We start from the raw sequence: 23534 nt of genomic DNA, 5'->3' as shown, positions 1-23534 counted from the left end.
TCAAAATTGATTTTCAAATTTTGTAGAGCTGTGAAGTTCTACCGAGAATTCTGCTCCTTGAACACTGACATCACGAGGTTGTGAGAGAAGCATTTAGAATTTGAGCAGAACAAAAGTCATTTTCAAAATTGATTTTTGATTTTGCAAAATGACTGAGTTCTGTCGAGAATTCTGCTCCTCGAACACTGACATCACGAGGTTGTGAAAAGAGCCTTTAGGTTTTAGCAGAATTCAAAAAGGCGACATGCTGACTGTTTCTGACACTTTCAACATGCGCCCTTCTATACTATTCTTGTTGATTATTTTTCTGATCTTCAGGCAATTTAAAGATGACTTCACCGTCATTGCTCAAATAGTATTCATCTCGTGCAATTTTTTCGATATATTCATCATCATTTAAATTATTCAATCGTTCTTTTAATTCAATTTCTTCATCTTGAATCTTCTGGTATTCTTCTTCTTTCGCTTGTCGCTCTTGAGAGGCTTGTTGATTACTGTGCATTTGTACGCCCACCATGATTAACAAGACAATAATAACCGCAAGAAGTCCACCTCCAAATACGAGCATCCGTTTCTTAACGACTTTTTTTAAGCGTTCTTGACGCTGACGCTTCGCATTTTCTTCTGATGTGTATTGATTGCCAATACCTTGCACTTTTTTGCTCACGTGGCATCACCTCTCTCAACATCCATTACTGTAATCGTTCTTCTTTAACAAGCTCGTACATACCTTTTGCATTTTCTTTTGTTGCATGTTCATTCAATGCCGTTACTTTAACCGTTACGACTTTCTGACCAAAACGAATGACTAACTCATCGTCTATTTTTACAGTGGTACCTGCTTTGGCTGTTTGACCATTCACTGCAACACGACCTTGATCGCTCAACTCTTTCGCAAGCGTACGGCGTTTGATTAGACGCGATACTTTTAAATATTTATCAAGTCTCATGGTTTCCTCCTTGTGCCAAATATTGATCTAGCGCTTCTTCTGTAAAGTCCTTATTTTTGACTTCATCATACAGTTTTAAGAAATGACGTGCAAATACTTTCTCGAACTTCACACGTGTTTTTTTACCTTCTGCGGCTTTTTGTGTCTGCCAAATTGACATCACATCTTCCACATCATCTGCTTTTTCATCATTAAATACATGTGGATGACGGCGAATCATTTTATCTGATAGGGATGTCACTACCTCACGTATATCCATGTAGCCTGACTTCTGACCGATATGTGCGTGTAATAAGACTTGAAGTAAAATATCTCCAAGCTCTTCAATCATATGCCAATCATCTTCATGATCAATTGCTTCGAAAAGTTCAAATGTCTCCTCTAATAAATAACGTTTCAATGTTTCATGCGTTTGTACTTTATCCCACGGACATCCTGTTTCATCATCTACTAACTGCGCAATGACCTGATTTGCAAAGTCAAAATCACCGTACAAAGCTTTTTCATCCGTCACAGCTGGAATAAATACACTTGTTAAGTTTGTGAAAATGGCTTGATGATCTAATTCATAAAGTGGCACTTGGGTAACTGCTGCACCAGATTGATTTGCGCCATCTACAATAAATACTTCAAAGTCATCTGGATAGCGTTCCATCAATGTCAGTTTCAACTCTCCTGCCACCATCTCACTATAGACTTGCGTTAAAATAGTTGCCGTGCGTGGATTCAGTGCTACAACATCTAGCGCTGTGGCATCAAGCATCGTAAATCCATCATTTGGATCTACATCTACTGCTGCGAAAATATCATCAATGAAACTACGTCCGCCTTTTAATACGACTTTAACATCGTAGTCTGCTGCACGCGTCAATAATAGCTGTGTCGTCGTTTCGGCAACACGTGGATGTCCAGGAACGGCATAAACAATATCTTCCTGTTGTGCACGTTCCAACAATTGCGTTGTAATCGCTTCGTATACGGGTTCGAATGTATCGTATTGTTCATATACATGATCAAATGATTGAATCTCTATATCTGATAGCTCTTGAATGACTGGATGGTCTGCTGTTCTTACATATAAGCATTTTTGTTGTGTGATTAAGCGATAAACACCCATCGGCAACTCATCCAAACCATAGTTACCAAGACCAATAATTGTTAATTGATGTGTCATCATTTTCTCCTTTTCTTCCAGTTATACATTTTATCTCCAAATGGTAAGTGTGACCATTCTTCTTCATCTAAAATATTAAGACGTACTAACATCCATCCGATTGTCAAAACGCCGATCATCGCTGCAACAAGCAGTTCTAATAAGCTACCGAATCGAGATGTAGCAGGTATGAGCCACTGGCTAAGTTGAACAGTCACTGTCATGATAACTAATGAAACAGCTAACTTGCCATAAAAGTTTTTTAATCGATGAAGTTGGTAACAGCGCACGACACCTTGATGCAGCGTCATAACGGTGATCACTAGAGATAGGACAGTAGCAAGACTGGCACCTAGCATCTCAATATGTGTAATGAGCAAAATATTCAGTGCTAATTTACTCACTAATCCCATTAGAACGGCACCTATAATCAAGCGATAACGTTCATAAATCTCTAACAATGCCATATACATCATCATCATTGAAACACAGATAACAGTGAGCATATAAATCGTCAGTGTCATCGTCAATGCGTTGCTTTCAAAAAAGACCCGATTCAAATTTGGCAATAAGTTCATCAAGCCAATACCACTTGCACTACTAATAACAATCGTCATTTTAAGTGAAGCATTCGCATAACTATTCATCTCATCAATCGCACCACGTCGTTTCGTATCCGTCAACAATGGTACTAAAACAAAACAAAATGTCGTGGTAACGATAAGTCCCATTTGAATAAAAGAGGCACCTCGATCATATATCCCCTTTTGCATAATAGCATCTTGAAATGCATATCCCGCACCAGAGCGTAACATGTTTACAATTGTAAAACTATCGACAACTTGCCATAAAATCACAATCAAGTGACTTACCGCAAAGATAATGATTGCGATAAAGAATTGTCGCAATGGGAGAGAAGGCGCTTGTTGCTCGAATGACTTTGTATCACGTCGCCACCACAAGTACAATGTAGAAACGATAAAACCAGCAGTCGATGCATAGATCGCCCACGTCCCAGCTGTATAGATCGATACGTCCTGACGAATAAAATAGACAATGACGATACCAATGATCCCAACACGAATACATTGTTCAATCACTTGTGAGTAAGCTGGGTAGTTCATTTGATGTTGTGCTTGGAAATGTCCGCGTAACAGTCCTAAAATACCCACTACAAGAAAGCTGACACTTGCCGCCTGTAGCATAGGCGTTAACTGAGGGTCTCCCATCCATCGGGCAATCTGACCTGCTCCCATATATAACAGAGCCCAAATAAGAATACCCATTGGTTCCATGATCAAAATCAAGCGACGAAACATAGGACGACTCGGAGGGCGACCGTCTAAAATTTGTGTAAAAGCACTTGGTATCGCATTGCTCGATAACACGACGCCTAATGCAACGATTGGATATATTTGTTGATACGCATACAGTCCTTCATCTCCGAGTACATTCTGATAAGGCACACGATATAATGCACTCAGTACTTTCACTGCGATTAAAGCAACCGTTAAGACAACGACACCATTAAATGCCGCTTTCGACTTCATCTTCTAACCTCAAACTTTCTGCTAGAATCTTCGCTAAAAACTTCAGTGATTCCAACCATTGATTACCTTTCTTCAAGGTCACTTTCATACTGCCATCTTTCACACCCAGTGTCATACTACGACCAAGTGGCTCAGATTGACGGAAGAGTTCTTCACCATTGATACGATTCGTTCCTGCTGGTGTCAACAAGATTTCAATCGTCTTGCCTGTATCTTTCACATGTTGCACGCCTACTTGTAATAAATACGTTTTAATTTCTACAGAATCTAATAAATGGGCAACTTCTTGTGGATATTCATTAAAGCGATCTAACAATTCATCTTTAATGTCCATCAATTGTGTATGTGTTTCTGTTGCACGTAATTTTTTATAAATCTCAATTTTTGCTTGTTCATTTTGAATATAAGATGCTGGTAAATAGGCATCCAATCGTAAATCCATTTCAAGTTCTGGTGCCTGTGCTTCCACTTTGACACCGCGTTTCTCATTAACCGCTTCTTCCAACATTTGCGCATAGAGGTCGTAACCAACAGAATCAATAAAGCCGTGTTGTTGCTTTCCTAATAGGTTCCCTGCACCACGAATATTCAAATCGCGCATCGCAATTTTAAATCCGCTACCAAGCTCTGTAAATTCCTTAATCGCTTGTAGACGATCTTCTGCTGTTTCGGTGAGCACTTTATTTTGTGGATGTAAGAAGTAAGCATACCCAATACGACTTGAACGTCCCACACGTCCACGTAATTGATACAATTGACTCAAGCCAAAACGATCCGCTTCTTCAATAATCAGTGTGTTCGCATTCGGCACATCCACACCTGTTTCAATAATGGTTGTTGTGAGCAGAATGTCATACTCACCGTTAATAAAGTTCAACATCGTTTCTTCGAGATCTCGCTCTGTCAGCTGTCCATGCGCCACACCAATCTCCGCTTCTGGCATCAGCATGCGCAGCTGTTCGCGCTTCTCATAAATGGATTGTACTTTATTATACAAGTAGAAAGCCTGACCTTCCCTAGATAATTCACGTTCTAATGCTTCTTTGATAAAGTTCGCATTTTGCTCTAAGACGTATGTTTGAACAGGGAAACGGTTTTCAGGTGGTGTTTCAATCACTGATAAGTCGCGCACACCTAACATACTCATATGCAATGTTCTCGGTATCGGTGTTGCTGTCAATGTGAGGACATCCACATTTGCTTTCAAGGCTTTAATTTTTTCTTTATGTCGCACACCAAAGCGTTGCTCCTCATCGACAATTAACAAACCAAGGTCTTTATATTCAATAGTCTTGCCTAATAGCTTATGCGTACCTACCACAATATCAACAAAGCCTGATTTTAAGCCTTCTTTTGTTTCTTTGATTTCTTTTGCAGTACGGAAACGACTCATTAATTGAATTTCAACAGGGAAATCGCGCATGCGTTCAATCAATGTTTCATAGTGTTGTTGTGCCAATATCGTCGTTGGAACAAGAAATGCTACTTGTTTCCCTGACATGACTGCTTTAAACGCCGCGCGTACGGCCACTTCTGTTTTACCGTAACCCACATCACCACAGAGTAGACGATCCATTGGGCGCGCACTTTCCATATCGGCCTTAATTTCTCGAATTGACTTATCTTGGTCTTCCGTCAATTCATATGGGAAGTCCATTTCAAAAGCATGTTGCTCTTCAGTATCAGGTGCAAATTGGTAACCGACAGATTGCTCACGCTCTTTGTATAGTGCAATCAATTCATCAGCAATATCTTCAACGTTACTTTGTACTTTCGCTTTTGTTTTTTTCCATTCACTGCCACCTAATTTATATAACTTAGGTGTTTTATCTTCTGAACCGACATATTTTTGTACTTGGTCCATCTGATCAACAGGAACAAATAGCTGATCTGTTCCCTTATACTGAATCTTCATGTAGTCACGATGCACATCGCCTACTTCAAGTGTTTCAACACCCAGGTAGCGTCCCACACCATGATGTACATGAACGACATAGTCCCCTACATTCAATTCTTGATATGACTTAATCTTCTCAGCATTCGTCAATGTTTTACGACGTTTTTTAGAAGTCTTCTTCTGTCTTGATTTGAATAGTTCACGTTCGGTGATCACAACGAGAGACATATAGGGTAGTTCAAAGCCTTCTGATAAACTCCCTTCAACAATCGCTGCATGACCAGGCAACATCGCTTCAATATCCGGTTCTAACAATGTTGGCACATGCATCTCACTGAGCATCGCTTGAATACGTTCTTTTTTCGTCTCTGTTTCCGCAACAATGACCATACGATATTCTTGACGCATAAAACGTTGAAGTTCAGAAGTCATAATATCGTACTGACCATAATACTGTTGGACGGGCTTACATGAAAACTTGAAAATCTCATCTAGCTTCACAGGCATCGATGCAGTAAACAATGTAAAATACGTAATCTGTCGCTGACGAATCAGTGTTTCAAAAGCATCATCATCCATAAATCGCTGACCGATAAAGCCTTTTCCACTTTCTACAAGATTTTGTAAAAAGTCAGTCGTCTCTTCAGTCAATGTATCTTCAGTTTCTTTTACCCGTTGGTATTCATCGACTAACACAATCGCATTGTCTTTAAAGTAGTCTATGATGGTTTCTGACTGCTCATACATAAAGGCAATCAATCGTCTTAACACTTGAGGATCAAAACGTTCTTCATCCGTAATATGAAAGGCATCATACGTATCTTTTAAATCTTGGCGGAATGATTTTTCAATTTTTGGACGTGTTTCTTCATAAGCTGCTGTTAATTTTTCAACTGTATGCGATCTCACCGACTCAGTCATAATAAAATCATGCGTTGTCGTAATTTCGATCGTATCAACATTTTCCAATGAACGTTGTGTCTCCACATCGAATAAGCGCATGGAATCCACTTCTGTATCAAATAACTCAATACGCACCGGTTCGCCAAGTAGTGGGTAAATATCAATAATGCCACCACGAACGGAAAAATCACCAATATTCGTTACAACGGACTCTCGACGATACCCCATACTCACAAGCTTCGTTAAAAATGCATCCAAATCTAGATCATCACCGATATTTAAAACCATCTGATGTGATTGCCATAATGCTTTTGGTGTAAGTAATTTCTTCAATCCATTCAATGGAACGACAAATAACCCGCGACGCTCATGCGCGAGTGCTGTTAATGTACGGACACGTTCACTCATAAACTCTGGGCTTTGTGTTGAAAACTCTTCAGTCATCATATCTTGAACAGGATATTTATACAGTTCATCATCCGGCACAAACTGTAATAAGTCGGCTTCTAACTTATCTGCTTGATACAAGTTATTTGTCACCAATAAAACTTGTTTATGACTCGACTGGTACGTCTCTGCAATCATAGCTGCTTTGGCAGAAGGCGTCAATCCTGTCACTAACAGGTTATTGTCGCCTACTTTTTCCATTAAAGCATTAAACTGTGTATCTCTCTTTATGATTTCATTAATGATTGGTTTCACTGAATCTCACCATTGTAGTGTGTCATGACATTCTCAAAAGTTTCACCGCCGATGAATGCTTCCACTGCCTTTGCAACATGTTCAATGACTGGTTGCATCGTTTTCATTTCTGAATCAGAAAACTTTTGTAGAACATAGTCAGGCACGGACATCCCATTGGTCGGTCGATCAATACCAATTCGGATACGTTTAAAGTCACTTGTTCCTAGGTGTGCAATGATGGATTTCATCCCATTATGACCACCTGCACTCCCTTTTTGTCTCAAGCGGATATTGCCTTGTGCCAAGTCAAGATCATCATAAAGCACTAATAAGTCTTCTATTTCAATATTATAATAATCCATTAATGGGCCGACTGCTTCTCCAGAAAGGTTCATTAATGTTAAAGGCTCAATCAACATGACTTTTTCGCCATTGATACGCGCAATTGTATAAGCCCCACGAAATTTTTGCTTATCCAATGTTATTTGATGTTGATCTAACAACGCATCAATGACTTCAAAGCCAATATTGTGTCTTGTGCGCTCATAGCGTTTGCCAATATTTCCTAAACCCACAATACATTTCATCACTTGTTCCTCCATTATTCTCATTACACTTACACTTGTGTGATTTATCTCCATTTATGTCGTTAATTATCACGATATATGACCTATCTATCGTAACACAAAAAGCCCTTTTTTCGCTCTATTGAACACTGTTGCCCGTAAAAAAAGAGCACTACCCATTGAGATGGATAATGCTCTTTAGAAGATATCTTATTCTTCTTCAGATTCTTCTTTTTCTTCGCCAACAACTTCAGGCTCTTCAGTAGTTGCTTCGCCTTCCATTGCTTCGATTTCTTCTTCAGTTGGTTCTTCTGTTGGTGCAACAACAGATACAACTGCTTCTTCAGCATCATTTTCGATAGTGAAGTCGCCTGATACTTTAATGTCTTGTACGCTTAAAGTATCACCAACGTTTAATTCGCTGATATCCACTTCGATGCTTTCAGGAATGCTGTCAGGAGTAGCAGTAATGTTTAAGTCGAATAATGGTTGTTCAACTACGCCACCTTCTTTTGCACCAGGTGCTTCACCGATTAAGTGAACTGGTACTTCAACAGTACGCTCTTCGCTCATGTTGATTGCTAAGAAGTCGATGTGTGTAATTTGGTTTTTAAGAAGATCGAATTGGTAATCAGATACCATTACTTTGATTTCTTTTGAACCTACACCTAAAACGATAACACCGTTACGTCCTACTTCACGAATCACTTTGATGAAATCTACTTCATCAACTTTAACTGATACGTTTTTTGTACCGTAACCATATACTACTGCTGGTACTTTACCTGCTTCACGGATTTTACGTAAATCTCCGCGTGTTTGTTTACCTTGACGAATAATAGACTTTAATGAAGCCATATTCATTTTCCACCTTTCCGTTGCACGTCTCTCGTGCAGCATTTGCCCATCAGCTTATTCGCTGCTTGCAAATGTGTATTTGTCCGTCATGACACGAACAGAGTTATTCTACACAGATTTTAACAAGAAGTCAACCTATCTTAGACAAATAATACACTTACTGATTCACGCTCATACACACGGATAATCGCTTGTGCTAATAATTCAGCAACAGAAAGTTCTTTGATGTTTTTAGGTTTTTGTTCATCTTTTAATAAAATTGAGTTAGTCACAATCAATTCTTTAATTGCTGAGTTTTCAATTCGTTCTTTAGCAAGGCCTGATAATACTGGGTGTGTACAGCAAGCATATACTTCTGTAGCCCCTTTATCTTTCAATGCTTGTGCAGCTAATGTGATCGTACCTGCTGTGTCGATAATGTCATCGATAATAATTGCTGTTCGCCCTTCAATTTCACCCACAATGTTCATCACTTCTGCAACATTTGGTTTTGGACGGCGTTTATCAATAATAGCAATTGGTGTTTTTAAAATGTCCGCAAGTTTACGTGCACGTGTTACACCACCGTGGTCTGGAGAAACTACAACACATTTCTCTGGATCGATATCTTTATTATTGATGAAGTAATCAGCTAAAATCGGTACGCCCATTAAATGATCAATCGGAATATCAAAGAATCCTTGAATTTGTGGTGCATGTAGGTCTAAAGCGATCATGCGATCTGCACCTGCTGTTTCAAATAAATCTGCTACAAGTTTCGCTGTAATCGGTTCACGGCTACGTGCTTTGCGGTCTTGACGCGCATAACCATAGTAAGGTACAACGATTGAAATTGTCGCTGCAGACGCACGTTTACATGCATCAATCATAATTAATAATTCCATCAAGTGAACGTTCACTGGATTTGAAGTTGGTTGAATAATAAAAACATCACAACCACGAATACTTTCTTCAATATTGATTTGAATCTCACCATCGCTAAAACGTTTTACTGTACATTTTCCAAGTTCCACACCCACTTGGTCTGCTACTTCTTTTGCGAGTGGTTCATTACCTTTCAATGAGAAAATCTTCAGAGACGAGTTTTTATATTCGGTATTTAACATGATAAATCCTCCAATAATTGTTTTGATCACTAATTTATTTTAAATTTTATTCCACTTATTTTACACTTTATGATTCTGTTGACTCATTGTCTAAGTAGCCTGCTTTTGTGACTTGTCTTGCACGTCCAAGTGCCAAACTCTTTTCAGGAACATCATCTGTAATCGTTGAACCTGCTGCAACAAGCGTACCGTCACCAATTGACACTGGCGCAACTAAGTTTGCATTACAACCGATAAAGACATCTTTACCAATTGTTGTCTTAAACTTGTTCACACCGTCATAATTCACAGTAATCGTACCGCAACCAATATTTGTACGGGCGCCCACTTCTGCATCACCGATATAACTTAAGTGTGATACTTTTGCACCGTCATCGATACGTGCCTTTTTAACTTCCACGAAATTACCAATCTTCGTTTCTTGTCCAAGATCTGCACCTGGTCGTAACTGCGCAAATGGCCCAATTGCTGATTTTGCACCAACAACCGCTTCGGCAATCACTGATTGTTTGATAACTGCGTCATCATTAATTTGACTATCGCGTATTTCAGAATATTGACCAATACGCACATCGCTTCCGATTGTTGTTCGACCTGTAATTCTGACACCCGGCTCAATAATGGTATCTGGACCAATTATCACATCTGGACCAATGTATGTTGTGTTTGGATCAATAATCGTCACACCTTCACGCATATGATATTCATTTGTGCGAATACGATACGCTTGTTCTGCACGACTCAATGCAACATGATCATTGACACCCATAATTTCATCAAAGTCTTCTGTATGATACACACCAATATGACCTTGTTGCTGTAAGATAAGTGTTAACACTTGTGGAAGGTAGTATTCACCTTGTGCATTATTGTTATCTACTTGATCTAATAATGTAAATAACGTTGCATTATCAAAAGCGAAAATACCTGAACTGATTTCTTGAATTGCTTTTTGTGCTTCTGTCGCATCTTTCTCTTCAACAATTTCTAAGAGTGCGCCTTGTTCGTCTCTTACAATACGACCATAGCCAAAAGGTTGAGCTGTTGTCGCTGATAGCACAGTTGCTTGTGATTTTGAAGCCTCATGATGTGCCATTAATTTTGATAATGTTTCTGAGGTGATCAGTGGTGTGTCACCACATACCACTAATGTAATGCCTTGTTGTGTTGCTAAATGTTCTGCCGCTTGCTTCACCGCATGTGCAGTTCCTAGCTGTTCTGCTTGAAAACTATATTGTGAAGTCTCTCCAAGTGTTGCTTTCACTTGCTCTGCTCCATGACCAACGATCGTTACAATATTCGTTACACCTGATTGTTGCACTTGATCAATCACATGCGCAATCATAGGCTTCCCAGCCACTTCATGAAGCACCTTGTATTGCTTTGATTTCATCCGCGTCCCTTTGCCAGCTGCTAAAACAATCGCGTGTCTCTGCATGGTAATGAACCTCCAGTTTTTTTGCACTTCTCTATAATTATAATTTAAGCGTGTGTACACTTTCAAGAAGTAAAACAAGAAACACGATATTCACATAATAGAAACTCTGACAAAAAGGCTTAGTATTTACAAAAAATTAACCGATAAGCAAAATTAGATCCTAAATTTTTCCAAAATCGTACTATCCTTGCTGAAAAATCTCCCACTTAAATACTTATAAACCATTTCCAAAAGCAAACACTCATTATGGTTCAATCCCAATCCAAAATTCAAAAAGAGGCTAAGATAGGAACAATTAAAAGTTCTATCTTAGCCTCTGTGTAGACTGATTCACATCACCATGTATCTTCTGCCTACTTTTCAGTGTTATTATTCTTCTGTTTCTTCTTGCGCTGGAAGTACTTCGTCTGTCTCGTCATATACTTTCATTACGGCATCTTGAATTTCTTTTCTCATTTCTGAGTTGATTGGATGTGCAATATCACGGAATTCGCCATCTGCTGTACGTTTGCTAGGCATTGCGACAAAAAGACCTGAGTTGCCTTCAATAACGCGTAAATCATGAATAACAAAAGCATCTTCAAGTGTGATTGATACTAAGGCCTTCATTCTTCCTTCCGTTTGTATTTTTCTAAGTCTAACATCTGTCACTTTCATAAGTGCGCCCCCCATAGATTTGTATATAATTTTTTAGAACGAGTTTGAGACACTACTTGTTTGCGCTCAGGGGAGTCGCTGAATGACTCCCAAAACAAGTATTGATCCAATCTCTATTCTTTAACTTCAGCAATCATTTCGATTTCAATCTTTACATCCTTTGGTAAACGTGCAACTTCAACCGCGCTTCTTGCTGGTTTATGTGCATCAAAATATGAACCATATACTTCATTTACCTTTTGGAAGTTTTCCATGTCAGATAAAAAGATTAACGCTTTAACCACGTGATCTAAATCAGAGCCTGCTTCTTCAAGAACAACTTTCAAGTTTTCAATGACTTGTTTCGTTTGTTCCTCAATAGCGTCACTCACAATCTCCCCTTCTGTATTTAATGGGATTTGACCTGACGTATAAACCATACCGTTAACAATTGCTGCGTGTGAATATGGTCCAACTGCTGCTGGTGCTTTTTGTGTGTTAATTAGTTTCATGTTGTTCGCTTCTCCTTTTTAAAATTTAGATAAACTATTACCTGGTTCCACTTTGAAGTCTTGGTTATATTCATCAACATCAGACAAGCGGACAAGAGAAGTGTAATCTTCAATCAATCGCTGTTTTACTTCTTTGGACTCCACAAGTACAGATACCCCTTTTACCTGTGCTTTAAACTCTGCCATCAGATTCATAACTCCATTGATTGAACCTCCCGCACGCATAAAATCATCTACTACGAGCACATTTGAATGTTCTTTCAATGTTCGCTTTGACAATACCATCGTCTCAATCTTTCTTGAAGAACCGGATACATAGTTAATCGATACGGTAGATCCTTCCGTCACCTTATTGTCTTTACGAATCACAACTACTGGGAGATTGAGTACACTTGCCACAGCATTCGCAAGAGAAATCCCTTTCGTTGCAATCGTTACAATCGCATCAAGCTCTTCATCCATATAGATGGTTGCGATGAGTTTACCTACCTTTTTCAATAATGTAGGATTCCCCATCAAATCAGATAAAAAGAGATAGCCACCGGGTAACAATCTGTCCTTTTCTTGCAATAACGACGTCACCTCTTGCACGACTGCTTCCGCTTCTTCGCGTTGCATCTGAGGTCGATACCTGACGCCTCCACTCGCACCTGCAACGGTCTCAATTGAACCGAGTCCTTCTTTAACAACTGTGTCTTTAATAATCTGAACATCTTCGCTAATCGATGACTTTGCCTGTTGAAACTTCTCTACAAAGTAAGTCAGCGGTACGAGTTTATTTGGATTGCTAATTAAATATTGAGTCATGTAAACAATTCGTTCACTTCTTTTGTATCGCACCTTTATTATTCATCCTTTCTCTATCAGTTAACCAAGTGTCCTCACAAGGTAAACATCGTTGCAACAACCACATACAGCGTTATAAATATGACGTGCTTGACGCTCTCGCTGTGCGAATCCGTACACAGTTGGTCCACTGCCACTCATCAATGCTCCGTCTGCGCCACTGTTCAACATCGTTCTTTTGATTTTCTCGATCTCAGGTTGTAATTGCATTGAGACAGGTTCAAGTCGATTGGATAGACTTTGACACATCAGTTCATAATCTTCTTCTTCAATCGCTTTTAAGCATGCCTCTGTATGTACATCATATGGTTTACTTAAGTCAAGTCCCCCATAAACTTCAGGTGTTGATAAACCTGCTTGTGACTTTGCAATCACCACCCAAGATGATGGTGGTCGCTTCAAGAGCTCGAGTTGTTCTCCACGCCCTTTACACAAAGCCGTTGTTCCATACACACAGAAAGGAATATCTGATCCTATCTCTGCAGACAATGTACTCAATTCTTCCAATGATAGATCCAACTCAAATAAACGATTCAGTCCACGCATCGTTGCAGCAGCATCGCTGGAGCCTCCTGCTAAACCAGCCGCTACAGGAATATTTTTATCTAAAGTAATCGTCACACCTTGTTGAATGCCATATGTTTCTTTCATCAACTGTGCCGCACGATAAGCTAAATTGCGTTCATCTGACGGAATAAAGCTTTCATCCACTTTCAAAACAATCTTGTTATCACGACGTTTTTGAAAAGATAAGCGATCATTCAAGTCAATCGTTGTCATAATCATCTCAACTTCGTGATAACCATCATCTCTTTTGAACAAAGTGTCTAATGTTAAGTTAATCTTAGCTGGCGCTGTTTCATAAATCATCACAATTTCCTCTTTCAAGTTGGTATTACAGTGATTTTACCATAATTAGCCGTATAACTCGAAATTAAATTTTAGGATACTAAAAGTACATACAAAGTTTTATAAAATATTACATGAATCTCATATTCGTATAATAACCTCAATTAACAATGAAAACAACCGACATTTGAAAAGTTCTTTTAATATTATAAAAAAGTTTAAACACACACATATTAATAGCAGGATAATCTTAAAAATTTTGAAGATATAAAAATTATCCCTCTATATAGAATCAATGAATCAATATTTAAATCTCATGCATCAAATACGACTGTCTAATATCCCCCATAAATGACTAAAAGCCATCCAATCCCATGATTGAATGACTTTCTGCTTCAATATAAATGCTGTTATGCATATTTAAATTTATCTTGCGCTGACTTCTTGATAAGTGTCATCGTCGACAAATGAGACATGTACATTTTGTGTAAGTACATCCGCATATGTATATGACACACGCTCAAAGTTGTGTTTATCCGGATCAAGTTCAACAACGAACACTGATGGGTACGTTTCCGTTAACACACCACAACGTTCAATTGTTTTCTTACGTCCCCCATTAGCTTTAAGTACAATACGATTCCCTAACTGACAATCAAGTCGATTTTTGATGTCTACAATAGATTTTGGCATATCGCTCCACCTCGCTATAGGTGTATTATAACACAAAATTAGCGTAGAAGTCAACAGAAATCTTTAATTTTAACAAGGCATATTTGTAATGTCAATTGTTTTAAACTTTTAAATTCGGGAAATTTTTCAATTCGTCATACAATCGTGCATATTCTTGTATTGACAACGTTTCCCCACGTCTTCTCGAATCAATACCAGCTTGTTCAAGCCACAAGTGGATATCTTCTTTATATTGTTTTCCGTCTATAAATAAATTTTGATAGTTATTTAAAATCGTTTTTCGTCTTTGTGCAAATGCACCCTTCGTCATTTTAAAGAAAAGTGCGGTATCATCAATGTCGACCAGTGGTTGTGGACGCTTCATTAATTTAACAACGATTGAATCTACATTTGGTGGTGGCATGAATACCGATTTCGGTACCGTCATCACAGTTGAAGTTTCAGTATAATATTGCGTCACAATAGATAAAGAACCATATGCCTTCGTGCCGACTTGTGCGTTTAAACGTTCACCCACTTCTTTTTGCATCATCACAACATACCCATCGATTGGGATATTTTGTTCTAAAAGCGTTAATAGAATAGGTGTTGTAATGTAATACGGTAAATTTGCAACTACCATGATTTTATCGCACCCTTGTAAATATGTTGCGATTTCACTGGCAACATCTGCCTTTAAAATATCTTGATTAATTACTGTGACATTATCATAAGGCGCCAGTGTCTCACCTAATACGGGAATCAGACGCTGGTCAATTTCAAATGCAAGAACTTGTTTCGCGTGTTTGGCTAATTGTTGTGTTAATGACCCCATACCAGGACCGATTTCAATAACACCTGTATTCTCATCAATCCCTGATGCATCGATAATCTTGTGTATAATATTGACATCGATTAAAAAGTTTTGTCCTAAGCTTTTCTTAAAACTAAATCCATACTGATTCAGCAACGCTTTCGTTCTCGAAGGCGTTGCAATATCTTTTTCGAACATATCTGTTTACTCCTCTATTTCCAATGCGCGTCGCACATCTTCTTCTGTATAGCCAAACGCATTCAGTTTTTTTAATAATTGTTTACCATTCGAATGACCGATATGAAGCTTTCTACCTAATATTTCTCGTCGACGTCTCGCATCTGGTCCAATAATCAAACCTAAATCAATTAACACGGCTTTATCGATCGTTTCTTCACCTTCAGATAAAGGCGTCGCAACATGCATCAATGCTTCTCGAATATCTTCTAGAGAGGCATGTTCTACACCAATTTTACCACGTTTACTTTTAGCTGCTTCTCGATCGATAAAAGCATGTTTGACACCTGGAACCGCATTGCGAATCGTTGTACGTATTTTATCACCCGGGAAATCAGGGTCCGTCAATACTATGACACCTTTCGTCTCATGCGCTTGTCGTATCACATCTAACACTTCCTGATCAATCGCGCTCCCATTGGTTTCAATTGTTTCACATGTAACGGCACTTTTCACACGTGCTGTATCATCACGGCCTTCCACGACGATAAATTCATTAATTTTCATGATGACACCTTCTTTTTAATCTTTCCCAGCATATATTATAAGTTAAAGAGTCTCTCTGCATTTTCAGTCGTTTGTTTTGCGACTTCTTCATATGTGATGCCACGTAACTCTGCAATTTGTTCTGCCACAAGTGTGACACGAGCAGGTTCATTACGCTTTCCACGATATGGATGTGGTGTTAAATAAGGCGCATCCGTTTCCACTAATAAGCGATCTAACGGTACATGTTTTGCCACTTCTTTTGGTTGTTTCGCATTTTTGAATGTAACAGGGCCGCCCAATGAAATATGGAAGTTGAGTTGATTAATCACAACATCAGCAATTTCTGGTGAGCCACTAAAACTATGCATAATACCGCCCACTTCTTCTGCATGTTCTTCAATTAAAATATCAATACAATCCTGTGTTGCTTCACGATTATGAATCACAATTGGGAGTTTCACACGTTTCGCCAATGCAATCTGTTTACGGAAAACCTCTTTTTGGACATCTTTTGGTGATTTATCCCAATGATAGTCTAATCCCATCTCACCGATACCAATCACTTTTGGATGTTCTGAGAGCTTTTCAATCCAAGATAAGCGTTCCTCAGTAAAATCAATGGCATCAACTGGGTGCCATCCGATAATTGCATAAATAAAATCATAGTCTTCAATCAATTGCATCGCACGCTCAATCGTTTTCGTATCAAATCCAACAACAAACATGCGATCAACACCCGCTTCTAACGCGCGATCAATCACTTCCTGTAAATCTTCATCATATTGATCTGCATTTAAATGAACATGTGTATCAATTAACATGTGTCTTCCTCCTTCATAGTCTTCTTATAGAAAAGAGGTGAGTCTCCAATACATGACCTCACCTCTTCATACATCATTATTTAATCACGGCACCATTTGGTACAGCATTTGGTAAGCTGATTAAAGTCAGCACACCATCTTTTTCAGCTGATAAAATCATACCTTCAGATTTTTGGCCCATTAATTTCGCAGGTTTTAAGTTTGTAACAACAGCTACTTTTTTACCAATGATATCTTCTGGTTGATAAAATTTCGCAATACCTGAAACGATTTGGCATTTTTCATGACCTAAATCAACTTGAATTTTTAAAAGTTTATCAGATTTTTTAACATTTTCAGCATCAATGATTGTCGCAGCTTTTATCTCTACTTTGTCAAATGCCTTGATATCGATTTGTTCCTTACTTGGTACAACATCTGCTTCTGCTTTTTTAGGCTGCATAGATGTTTTAATATGATCTACTTCAGCATCCACGTCTAAACGAGGGAAAATCGGTGTTGGTTTGTCAGTCACAGTGATCGGTGCTATCAAACGACCATAAGATGTTAAACTATCTAATTCGAATAATGACGCGTCATCAATGTTCAGTTGTTCAAAAATTTGTTTTGGCGCATTTGTTAAGAATGGACGTAACAATACAGCGGCAAAGCGAATGTTTTCAACAAGATGTGCCATCACATTGCCAAGCATGTCTTGTTGTTCAGGATCTTTCGCTAAAATCCATGGTGTTGTCTCATCAATATATTTGTTTGTACGACTGATGAACTTCCATACTATTGATAATGCCACTGAGAATTGTAAGTCTTCCATATTTTCATGGTAGGCTTTAACTGTATCGAGTGCCATTTGTTCCATCTCAGCATCCAACTCATGTTTTGGACCTGCATAAGCTGGCAACTCACCATCAAAATATTTATTAATCATTGAAAGCGTACGGTTCACAAGGTTACCTAAGTCGTTTGCTAAGTCATAGTTTGTACGCTCAACAAAGGCTTCTGGTGTGAATACACCGTCAGAACCGAATGGGAGTTCACGCATTAAATAATAGCGCGTTGCATCTAATCCATAACGATCGATGAGGACGTTTGGATCCACTACATTTCCTTTAGACTTACTCATTTTACCGTCTTTCATTAAGATCCAACCATGCGCAAAGACTTTTTTAGGTAGTGGTAAGTCAAGCGCCATTAAAATAATTGGCCAAATAATAGAGTGGAAACGTACGATTTCTTTTGCCATTAAATGAATATCTGCAGGCCAATATTTGCGGAATAATGTGTCATCATCTGTTAAATAGCCTAGTGCAGAAATATAGTTCACCAATGCATCTAACCATACATATACGACATGTTTAGGATCTGATGGGACTTTTACACCCCAGTCAAATGATGTACGTGACACAGCTAAGTCAGCCAAACCTGGCTTAATGAAATTGTTGATCATCTCATTTTTACGAGATGGTGGTTGAATGAAGTCTGGATGTTCATCGTAAAATGCTAATAAACGATCCGTATAATTTGAAAGTTTAAAGAAGTAGCTTGCCTCTTTTACAAGTTCAACTTCATGGCCTGAATCCGGACTTTTACCACCGACGATTTTGCCATTTTCATATACAGGTTCAACTAATTGTGTTTCAGTATAGTATGTTTCATCCGGCACAGAATACCAACCTTCGTATTCGCCAAGATAAATATCACCTTGTGCCAATAATTTTTCAAAGATTTTTTCCACAACAACTTTATGGCGTTGTTCTGTTGTACGGATAAAATCATCATTAGAAATATCTAGCTTCTTCCAAAGCGCCTTAATTTCCTTAATCATACCGTCTAAATAGTCAATTTCAGATTGACCTGCTTTTTGTGCTTTTTCTTGAATTTTTTGACCATGTTCATCTGTTCCTGTTAAATAGCGTACATCATAGCCTTGCATTCTTTTGTAGCGTGCAATCACATCTCCAGCTACTGTTGAATATGCGTGCCCAATATGCAAGTTACCACTTGGATAATAGATTGGTGTCGTAATATAAAATGTTTCTTTCACCATCGGCGCTCCTCCTCATTTCTTATCTAATCTAATATATCTAAATTCCCTTTTATTTTCAATATATGCCTACGATTGTACTTCTATGTCATGATAGATATTGTAAATTGTTTTTGATGGCATTTCTCTCTCTTGTGCCACCTGCTTAATCGCCTGTTTCGGTTTCATTTGTTGCGCAATATAATGTTCTACATGTTCAGTAATAGAAAGTGCCTCATACCACGCATCTGTCTCTTGTGCTTCCTTACCTTCTATCAAGACGACAAACTCACCTTTCAGCGGGATAGCATCTTCCAACTGTGCGATTAGTTCCGTCACAGACCCTGTTTCAATCTGTTCAAACTTCTTCGTCAGCTCTCGCCCTAGTGTTACATTTCTCTCAGAATCTATCTCCGCAATTGCCTGTAGCGTATCTTTTATACGAAATGGTGATTCATACAAAATCAGCGTGCTCTCTTGAAACATTCTTACCTGCAATACTTCAAGTTTTTCACGTGCTTTACGTGGTAAAAACCCTAGAAATGTATACGTAAATGATGGCAGACCACTCGCCATCAGCGCAGTCAACCCTGCATTCGCTCCAGGAATCGGTACGACATGAATGCCTTCTTCTCTCGCACGCACAACCAGTTCGTATCCCGGATCAGAAATCAACGGAAGCCCCGCATCTGACACTAGTGCAATATCTTGCCCTTCTTGTAACAATGAAATAAGTGCATCTGTCATCTGTTCTTTATTATGCTCATGATACGATTTCAACGGTGTCTCAATTTCAAAATGATGACATAATTTGCGTGTGACACGTGTGTCTTCACATGCAATGGTAGATACTTCTTTTAAAGTACGAATCGCACGAAATGTGATATCTTCTAAGTTCCCGATAGGTGTTCCTACTAAATATAAATGCGCCATATTATCGCTCCTCAATTAACGCTAATTTTTGTTGGCGTGTCAGTTGTTTTATCGCATACTCACGCTTTAGCGCTTCTGACTTCGTCTCATAAATTTCATAATATTTAAGACTTACCGGACGTCTTATTTTTGTATATTTGGCCCCTTTACCTTCATTGTGTTTTTGAATGCGCGCTGTTAAGTTCGTTGTATAACCGGTATAAATAGACTTATCAGCACACTCAAGCATATACGTATAATGTTTAGCCATAATACACACGTCTCATCTCTGGTGTATATTCATTATTGTCATCATAAATATAGAATGGTGATGCAATATGCAATCCTTGATTACCACCTTTGCGTGCTTCAACCACAATCGTCTGTGCTTCTTTGCCAGCCTTACTATAAATCATATGTAGTTGTTTCGGTTCAAGTTGGTAACGTCTCATCGATGTCACTAAATCGAGCAATCTTTCCGCCCTATGTACCATAACGATGCGCCCACCTTGCTTCAAAGCATGATTTGCTACACGTAAACAGTCATCCAGCGTACAATAGATTTCATGACGCGCAATTTTATGTGCTTCTAATTGATGTTGGTGCACTTGATTCGCCTTGAAATAAGGCGGGTTACATGTGACCAAGTCAAATTGTGCAGGTTTAAAATGTTTCGGAATTTCATTAATATCCATTTCTTGAATCGTAATACGATGCGATAATTCATTTTCTGCAACACTTCGCTGGGCCATACTCACAAGTTTGGGTTGAATTTCAATACCAGTGATCTCATTATGCCCTTTATCCGACAGAAGTAACGGAATGACACCATTACCCGTACACATATCCAGGATACGATCTCGTTTACGAACATTAGTAAAATGTCCTAATAACAACGCATCCGTTGAAAAAGAAAAGACCGCATCATTTTGAATAATGCGCAAGTCTTCTTTCAACAGATGATAAAATCTTTCATCAGCCTCTAACATAGTACCCCACCTATCACAACTTATCATTCAGAATATCCATACAGAAAATACAATCTTGTCCATTACGGTGCTTACCAAAAACATCATGACAAATATGGAAACCTTCATGATATAACGTCGCAAAATACTCTCGACTTTGTAGTTGTTTCTTTTGAGGCGTCTTCTCCTCTGATGTATTCGAAACACGTTCAACAGGCGTTGCTTCAGGCTCTTGATTCATCAATGTCTTCAAGTTATCATTCTCAATTTGTAACGCGACATTCTCCTCAACGAGCTCAACAGTCAAAGACTTCAGTGCTTGCATATCTTCTTGGATACGATTTACATTATTTTCTAGCTTTACTAAATGATTGAACAGTTCATTTCGATCCAATATGCCTGCCTCCCTATTTTAATAACTCTAACTCTTCAATATGGTATTCCATCAATTGATTATCACATTCCAAACGAACCTGCATTGTGACATCTATAATATTAAGCGATACAACTTCTCCCGTGCCTTCTGGTGTTTCAACTGACGCACCGATATCTGGTAAACTTGCACGTGCTGATTCATAAAAATCATTTTCATACTTCAAACAACACATCAGACGACCACATGCGCCAGAGATTTTTGTAGGATTCAGTGATAAATTTTGATCTTTCGCCATTTTAATAGAAACTGGCTCAAAATCACCTAGAAAAGTCGCACAACAAAGTGAGCGACCACAAGGACCAATACCGCCTAGAAGTTTCGCTTCATCACGCACACCAATTTGGCGTAATTCAATACGTGTTTTCAGTTTTTGAGCCAACATACGTACTAACTTACGGAAATCAATACGTTCATCAGCTGTAAAGTTAAAAATCACCTTCGCACGATCTAGCGTGTATTCACAATTCACAAGTCGCATATCCAAGGCTAGTGTCTGGACATATTCCTTGCACAATTCAAAAGCCTCTGCCGCTCTTTCTTCATTGTTATGATATGCTTCAATATCCGCTTCCGTTGCCACACGAAGAATTGGTTTCAATGGTAAGACAACATCCGCCTCATCCACCATTTTGGGTGCATATTTTACAACGCCCATTTCAATACCACGATGAGATTCAACAATAACGTGCGTTCCCTCTATTAGTGTCTCATCCGATGGTGCATAGTATTCCAGTGTGTTTGTCTTTTCAAAATATATTCCAACAACGAGATGCACAGGCATCACCCTTTCATCTTAATCACAATCTGCTCAAAAACTAACGTTGGATTGACATTTTGCGTCAATTTTTTATGTGCTTCAGTTATCACTTCAACAATATGTGTCAGTTGCGCATAACTTAACTGATGCACCATCTCTTGATAACTTCCTGCTAATTCTGTAAATATTATTTTTTCGCTCATACCTACTTTGGTATAAAGAATATCTTGAAAATACGCATTGACTGCTGCCAATACGAGTTGCTGTAACTGTCTATTTTTAGCATGTTTCAATAACTCTATCACACCAATTAATGCCATATCCTGTTGTTTCACAAGCTTTTCACACCATTGCATTGTTACTTGTCTCAATGGGGCGAGTTCATAAGTCTCAACCAATTGTTTTGCTACTTCCACTTGTGTGGTATAAGTGCTTAGTAATGCCGCAATCGGTCTTGAAAATTCTGCTTGTTCCACCAAATATGTGACAAAATCAGTACGTGCCATTGGTTTAAAATACACGTGCTGACAGCGTGAATGAATCGTATCTAAAATTTGTTCAGGCTTAGTAGATAACAAAATAGCCACTGTATTTGTAGGTGGCTCTTCTAAAAACTTTAGAATACTGTTCTCCCCTTGCACCGTTAACTTTTCAAAGTCTTGAATCACATATACTTTATAATTACTTTCAATCGGCAATCGGTTCATATGATGGACCAATGCTTCAATCTGGTCTTTTTTTATATTTGCTTCATCCGTTTGCACATAATGAAAATCTGGATGATTATGCATCTGCACTTTAGTACGACATACTTCATCATCTTGGCACAATATTAATTGCGCAAATGATAAGGCCGTAGAAGACATCGCTTCCGCATCATTGCCTTCAAATAAATAGGCATGTGATAACTTGTCATTGCGATGTGCCGCTGTTAAACGTTCAATCTCTGTCATTGTGCACAATCCTCCTTATTGCTTTGTTGCACGTACGAATGATCAAATTGAAAAAAGGTTGAGACAGGTTGCAATCCTAAGACGTGCATACACTGCCACAACCTTCACTATCATTTTTAGAATTGATGAAAGGCATCTACCGGCATCACGAATACTGTGGCGCCGCCCACTTCCACTTCAACAGGATATGGAATATAGGAATCTGCACTTCCGCCCATCGGTGTAATTGGAGAAACAAGTTGTTCTCTGTTTCCACAAGTCGTATCGATCAGATCTAATATCTCATCTACACGCGCATCGTCCACACCACACAAAAACGTTGTATTTCCTGCACGCAAAAAGCCACCTGTTGTTGCTAATTTTGTTGCACGAAAGTTATGTTTAACTAGTTGATCCGAAAGTTCTTGGCTATCTTGGTCTTGAACAATCGCTATAATCATTTTCATTTTTGTCACACCTCTTACCCATTATTATAACATATCTTATTAAGGGTCTATACTGACATCC

The 23534-nt window shown here is 38.6% G+C and carries 25 protein-coding genes; all 25 read right to left on the bottom strand.

The features are described from left to right. Positions 1–286 precede the first annotated feature (286 nt). Complete coding sequence (locus MUA88_RS00995; RefSeq protein ID WP_262604323.1) at positions 287–667, bottom strand: FtsB family cell division protein; 381 nt, start codon at positions 665–667, stop codon at positions 287–289. 25 nt (positions 668–692) lie between these two features. After that, positions 693–950: an RNA-binding S4 domain-containing protein gene (locus MUA88_RS00990; protein ID WP_262604322.1), complete on the bottom strand. Its 258-nt coding sequence runs from the start codon at positions 948–950 to the stop codon at positions 693–695. After that, positions 940–2124, bottom strand: coding sequence for a MazG nucleotide pyrophosphohydrolase domain-containing protein (locus MUA88_RS00985; protein ID WP_262605644.1), 1185 nt, complete (start codon positions 2122–2124; stop codon positions 940–942). Before MUA88_RS00985 ends, MUA88_RS00990 begins: the two co-directional genes overlap by 11 nt. Then, entirely contained in the window at positions 2124–3653 is a 1530-nt protein-coding gene (locus tag MUA88_RS00980) for an oligosaccharide flippase family protein (protein ID WP_262604320.1), read from the bottom strand. Before MUA88_RS00980 ends, MUA88_RS00985 begins: the two co-directional genes overlap by 1 nt. Then, positions 3631–7155: a transcription-repair coupling factor gene (mfd, locus tag MUA88_RS00975; RefSeq protein WP_262605643.1), complete on the bottom strand. Its 3525-nt coding sequence runs from the start codon at positions 7153–7155 to the stop codon at positions 3631–3633. The genes MUA88_RS00980 and mfd overlap by 23 nt, the downstream gene beginning before the upstream one ends. Continuing rightward, positions 7152–7724, bottom strand: a complete 573-nt coding sequence (gene pth / locus MUA88_RS00970; protein WP_262604318.1) for an aminoacyl-tRNA hydrolase — start codon at positions 7722–7724, stop codon at positions 7152–7154. Before pth ends, mfd begins: the two co-directional genes overlap by 4 nt. A gap of 189 nt (positions 7725–7913) precedes the next feature. Further along, the gene (locus MUA88_RS00965) at positions 7914–8561 is read right to left on the bottom strand and encodes a 50S ribosomal protein L25/general stress protein Ctc (protein WP_262605642.1); all 648 of its coding nucleotides are present in this window, start codon (positions 8559–8561) and stop codon (positions 7914–7916) included. A 140-nt stretch (positions 8562–8701) separates the two neighbouring features. Beyond that, complete coding sequence (locus MUA88_RS00960) at positions 8702–9667, bottom strand: ribose-phosphate diphosphokinase (RefSeq protein WP_262604316.1); 966 nt, start codon at positions 9665–9667, stop codon at positions 8702–8704. Positions 9668–9734: 67 nt separating this feature from the next. After that, the gene (gene glmU, locus MUA88_RS00955) at positions 9735–11105 is read right to left on the bottom strand and encodes a bifunctional UDP-N-acetylglucosamine diphosphorylase/glucosamine-1-phosphate N-acetyltransferase GlmU (protein ID WP_262604315.1); all 1371 of its coding nucleotides are present in this window, start codon (positions 11103–11105) and stop codon (positions 9735–9737) included. Positions 11106–11474: 369 nt separating this feature from the next. After that, on the bottom strand, positions 11475–11762 hold the full coding sequence (spoVG, locus tag MUA88_RS00950; RefSeq protein ID WP_262604314.1) for a septation regulator SpoVG: 288 nt from the start codon (positions 11760–11762) through the stop codon (positions 11475–11477). A 113-nt stretch (positions 11763–11875) separates the two neighbouring features. Beyond that, positions 11876–12253, bottom strand: a complete 378-nt coding sequence (locus MUA88_RS00945) for a RidA family protein (protein WP_262605641.1) — start codon at positions 12251–12253, stop codon at positions 11876–11878. An 18-nt stretch (positions 12254–12271) separates the two neighbouring features. Then, on the bottom strand, positions 12272–13093 hold the full coding sequence (gene purR / locus MUA88_RS00940; protein ID WP_262604312.1) for a pur operon repressor: 822 nt from the start codon (positions 13091–13093) through the stop codon (positions 12272–12274). Between the two features lie 27 nt (positions 13094–13120). Next, complete coding sequence (gene ispE, locus MUA88_RS00935; RefSeq protein WP_262605640.1) at positions 13121–13969, bottom strand: 4-(cytidine 5'-diphospho)-2-C-methyl-D-erythritol kinase; 849 nt, start codon at positions 13967–13969, stop codon at positions 13121–13123. 405 nt (positions 13970–14374) lie between these two features. Beyond that, positions 14375–14641 (bottom strand): Veg family protein, encoded by a 267-nt coding sequence (locus MUA88_RS00930; protein WP_262604310.1) that lies wholly within the window; start codon positions 14639–14641, stop codon positions 14375–14377. A gap of 100 nt (positions 14642–14741) precedes the next feature. Continuing rightward, entirely contained in the window at positions 14742–15632 is an 891-nt protein-coding gene (rsmA, locus tag MUA88_RS00925; RefSeq protein WP_262605639.1) for a 16S rRNA (adenine(1518)-N(6)/adenine(1519)-N(6))-dimethyltransferase RsmA, read from the bottom strand. Between the two features lie 6 nt (positions 15633–15638). Next, positions 15639–16178 (bottom strand): ribonuclease M5, encoded by a 540-nt coding sequence (gene rnmV / locus MUA88_RS00920; protein WP_262604308.1) that lies wholly within the window; start codon positions 16176–16178, stop codon positions 15639–15641. A 35-nt stretch (positions 16179–16213) separates the two neighbouring features. Further along, complete coding sequence (locus MUA88_RS00915) at positions 16214–16981, bottom strand: TatD family hydrolase (protein WP_262605638.1); 768 nt, start codon at positions 16979–16981, stop codon at positions 16214–16216. A 76-nt stretch (positions 16982–17057) separates the two neighbouring features. Continuing rightward, positions 17058–19025 carry a methionine--tRNA ligase gene (gene metG / locus MUA88_RS00910; protein WP_262605637.1) on the bottom strand — a complete coding sequence of 656 codons (1968 nt, stop codon included), beginning with the start codon at positions 19023–19025 and terminating at the stop codon, positions 17058–17060. 66 nt (positions 19026–19091) lie between these two features. Continuing rightward, positions 19092–19934: a 16S rRNA (cytidine(1402)-2'-O)-methyltransferase gene (rsmI, locus tag MUA88_RS00905; RefSeq protein ID WP_262604305.1), complete on the bottom strand. Its 843-nt coding sequence runs from the start codon at positions 19932–19934 to the stop codon at positions 19092–19094. Position 19935: 1 nt separating this feature from the next. Continuing rightward, complete coding sequence (locus MUA88_RS00900; RefSeq protein ID WP_262604304.1) at positions 19936–20184, bottom strand: GIY-YIG nuclease family protein; 249 nt, start codon at positions 20182–20184, stop codon at positions 19936–19938. After that, positions 20177–20902 carry a tRNA1(Val) (adenine(37)-N6)-methyltransferase gene (locus MUA88_RS00895; protein ID WP_262604303.1) on the bottom strand — a complete coding sequence of 242 codons (726 nt, stop codon included), beginning with the start codon at positions 20900–20902 and terminating at the stop codon, positions 20177–20179. Before MUA88_RS00895 ends, MUA88_RS00900 begins: the two co-directional genes overlap by 8 nt. Before the next feature lie 13 nt (positions 20903–20915). Then, complete coding sequence (gene yabA, locus MUA88_RS00890) at positions 20916–21275, bottom strand: DNA replication initiation control protein YabA (RefSeq protein ID WP_262604302.1); 360 nt, start codon at positions 21273–21275, stop codon at positions 20916–20918. A gap of 13 nt (positions 21276–21288) precedes the next feature. Beyond that, the gene (locus tag MUA88_RS00885; protein WP_262605931.1) at positions 21289–22092 is read right to left on the bottom strand and encodes a PSP1 domain-containing protein; all 804 of its coding nucleotides are present in this window, start codon (positions 22090–22092) and stop codon (positions 21289–21291) included. 5 nt (positions 22093–22097) lie between these two features. Continuing rightward, a complete protein-coding gene (locus MUA88_RS00880; protein WP_262604301.1) occupies positions 22098–23027 on the bottom strand; it encodes a DNA polymerase III delta subunit-related protein in 930 nt (309 codons plus the stop codon). Positions 23028–23143: 116 nt separating this feature from the next. Continuing rightward, positions 23144–23473: a cyclic di-AMP receptor DarA gene (gene darA, locus MUA88_RS00875; RefSeq protein WP_262604300.1), complete on the bottom strand. Its 330-nt coding sequence runs from the start codon at positions 23471–23473 to the stop codon at positions 23144–23146. Positions 23474–23534 lie beyond the last annotated feature (61 nt).

This window comes from Staphylococcus sp. IVB6240, from assembly GCF_025558425.1.
In the GTDB taxonomy this organism is placed as follows: domain Bacteria; phylum Bacillota; class Bacilli; order Staphylococcales; family Staphylococcaceae; genus Staphylococcus.
Note: the sequence above shows the minus strand (reverse complement) of the source record. Positions and strands in the feature narration are given on the sequence as shown.

Coding starts and splice junctions, on each gene's coding strand:
- MUA88_RS00990 (WP_262604322.1), bottom strand. CDS start 950: ATGAGACTTGATAAATATTTAAAAGTATCGCGTCTAATCAAACGCCGT.
- glmU (WP_262604315.1), bottom strand. CDS start 11,105: ATGCAGAGACACGCGATTGTTTTAGCAGCTGGCAAAGGGACGCGGATG.
- MUA88_RS00945 (WP_262605641.1), bottom strand. CDS start 12,253: ATGAAACTAATTAACACACAAAAAGCACCAGCAGCAGTTGGACCATAT.
- MUA88_RS00880 (WP_262604301.1), bottom strand. CDS start 23,027: ATGACAGAGATTGAACGTTTAACAGCGGCACATCGCAATGACAAGTTA.
- ispE (WP_262605640.1), bottom strand. CDS start 13,969: ATGATTTATGAAACAGCGCCAGCTAAGATTAACTTAACATTAGACACT.
- MUA88_RS00930 (WP_262604310.1), bottom strand. CDS start 14,641: ATGCCAAAATCTATTGTAGACATCAAAAATCGACTTGATTGTCAGTTA.
- metG (WP_262605637.1), bottom strand. CDS start 19,025: ATGGTGAAAGAAACATTTTATATTACGACACCAATCTATTATCCAAGT.
- MUA88_RS00980 (WP_262604320.1), bottom strand. CDS start 3,653: ATGAAGTCGAAAGCGGCATTTAATGGTGTCGTTGTCTTAACGGTTGCT.
- MUA88_RS00900 (WP_262604304.1), bottom strand. CDS start 20,184: ATGGCTAAACATTATACGTATATGCTTGAGTGTGCTGATAAGTCTATT.
- rsmA (WP_262605639.1), bottom strand. CDS start 15,632: ATGTTCGAAAAAGATATTGCAACGCCTTCGAGAACGAAAGCGTTGCTG.
- rsmI (WP_262604305.1), bottom strand. CDS start 19,934: ATGGCGCATTTATATTTAGTAGGAACACCTATCGGGAACTTAGAAGAT.
- pth (WP_262604318.1), bottom strand. CDS start 7,724: ATGAAATGTATTGTGGGTTTAGGAAATATTGGCAAACGCTATGAGCGC.
- MUA88_RS00985 (WP_262605644.1), bottom strand. CDS start 2,124: ATGACACATCAATTAACAATTATTGGTCTTGGTAACTATGGTTTGGAT.
- MUA88_RS00895 (WP_262604303.1), bottom strand. CDS start 20,902: ATGTTAGAGGCTGATGAAAGATTTTATCATCTGTTGAAAGAAGACTTG.
- MUA88_RS00965 (WP_262605642.1), bottom strand. CDS start 8,561: ATGGCTTCATTAAAGTCTATTATTCGTCAAGGTAAACAAACACGCGGA.
- MUA88_RS00915 (WP_262605638.1), bottom strand. CDS start 16,981: ATGTTAATTGATACACATGTTCATTTAAATGCAGATCAATATGATGAA.
- MUA88_RS00960 (WP_262604316.1), bottom strand. CDS start 9,667: ATGTTAAATACCGAATATAAAAACTCGTCTCTGAAGATTTTCTCATTG.
- spoVG (WP_262604314.1), bottom strand. CDS start 11,762: ATGAAAGTGACAGATGTTAGACTTAGAAAAATACAAACGGAAGGAAGA.
- rnmV (WP_262604308.1), bottom strand. CDS start 16,178: ATGAAAATTAATGAATTTATCGTCGTGGAAGGCCGTGATGATACAGCA.
- darA (WP_262604300.1), bottom strand. CDS start 23,473: ATGAAAATGATTATAGCGATTGTTCAAGACCAAGATAGCCAAGAACTT.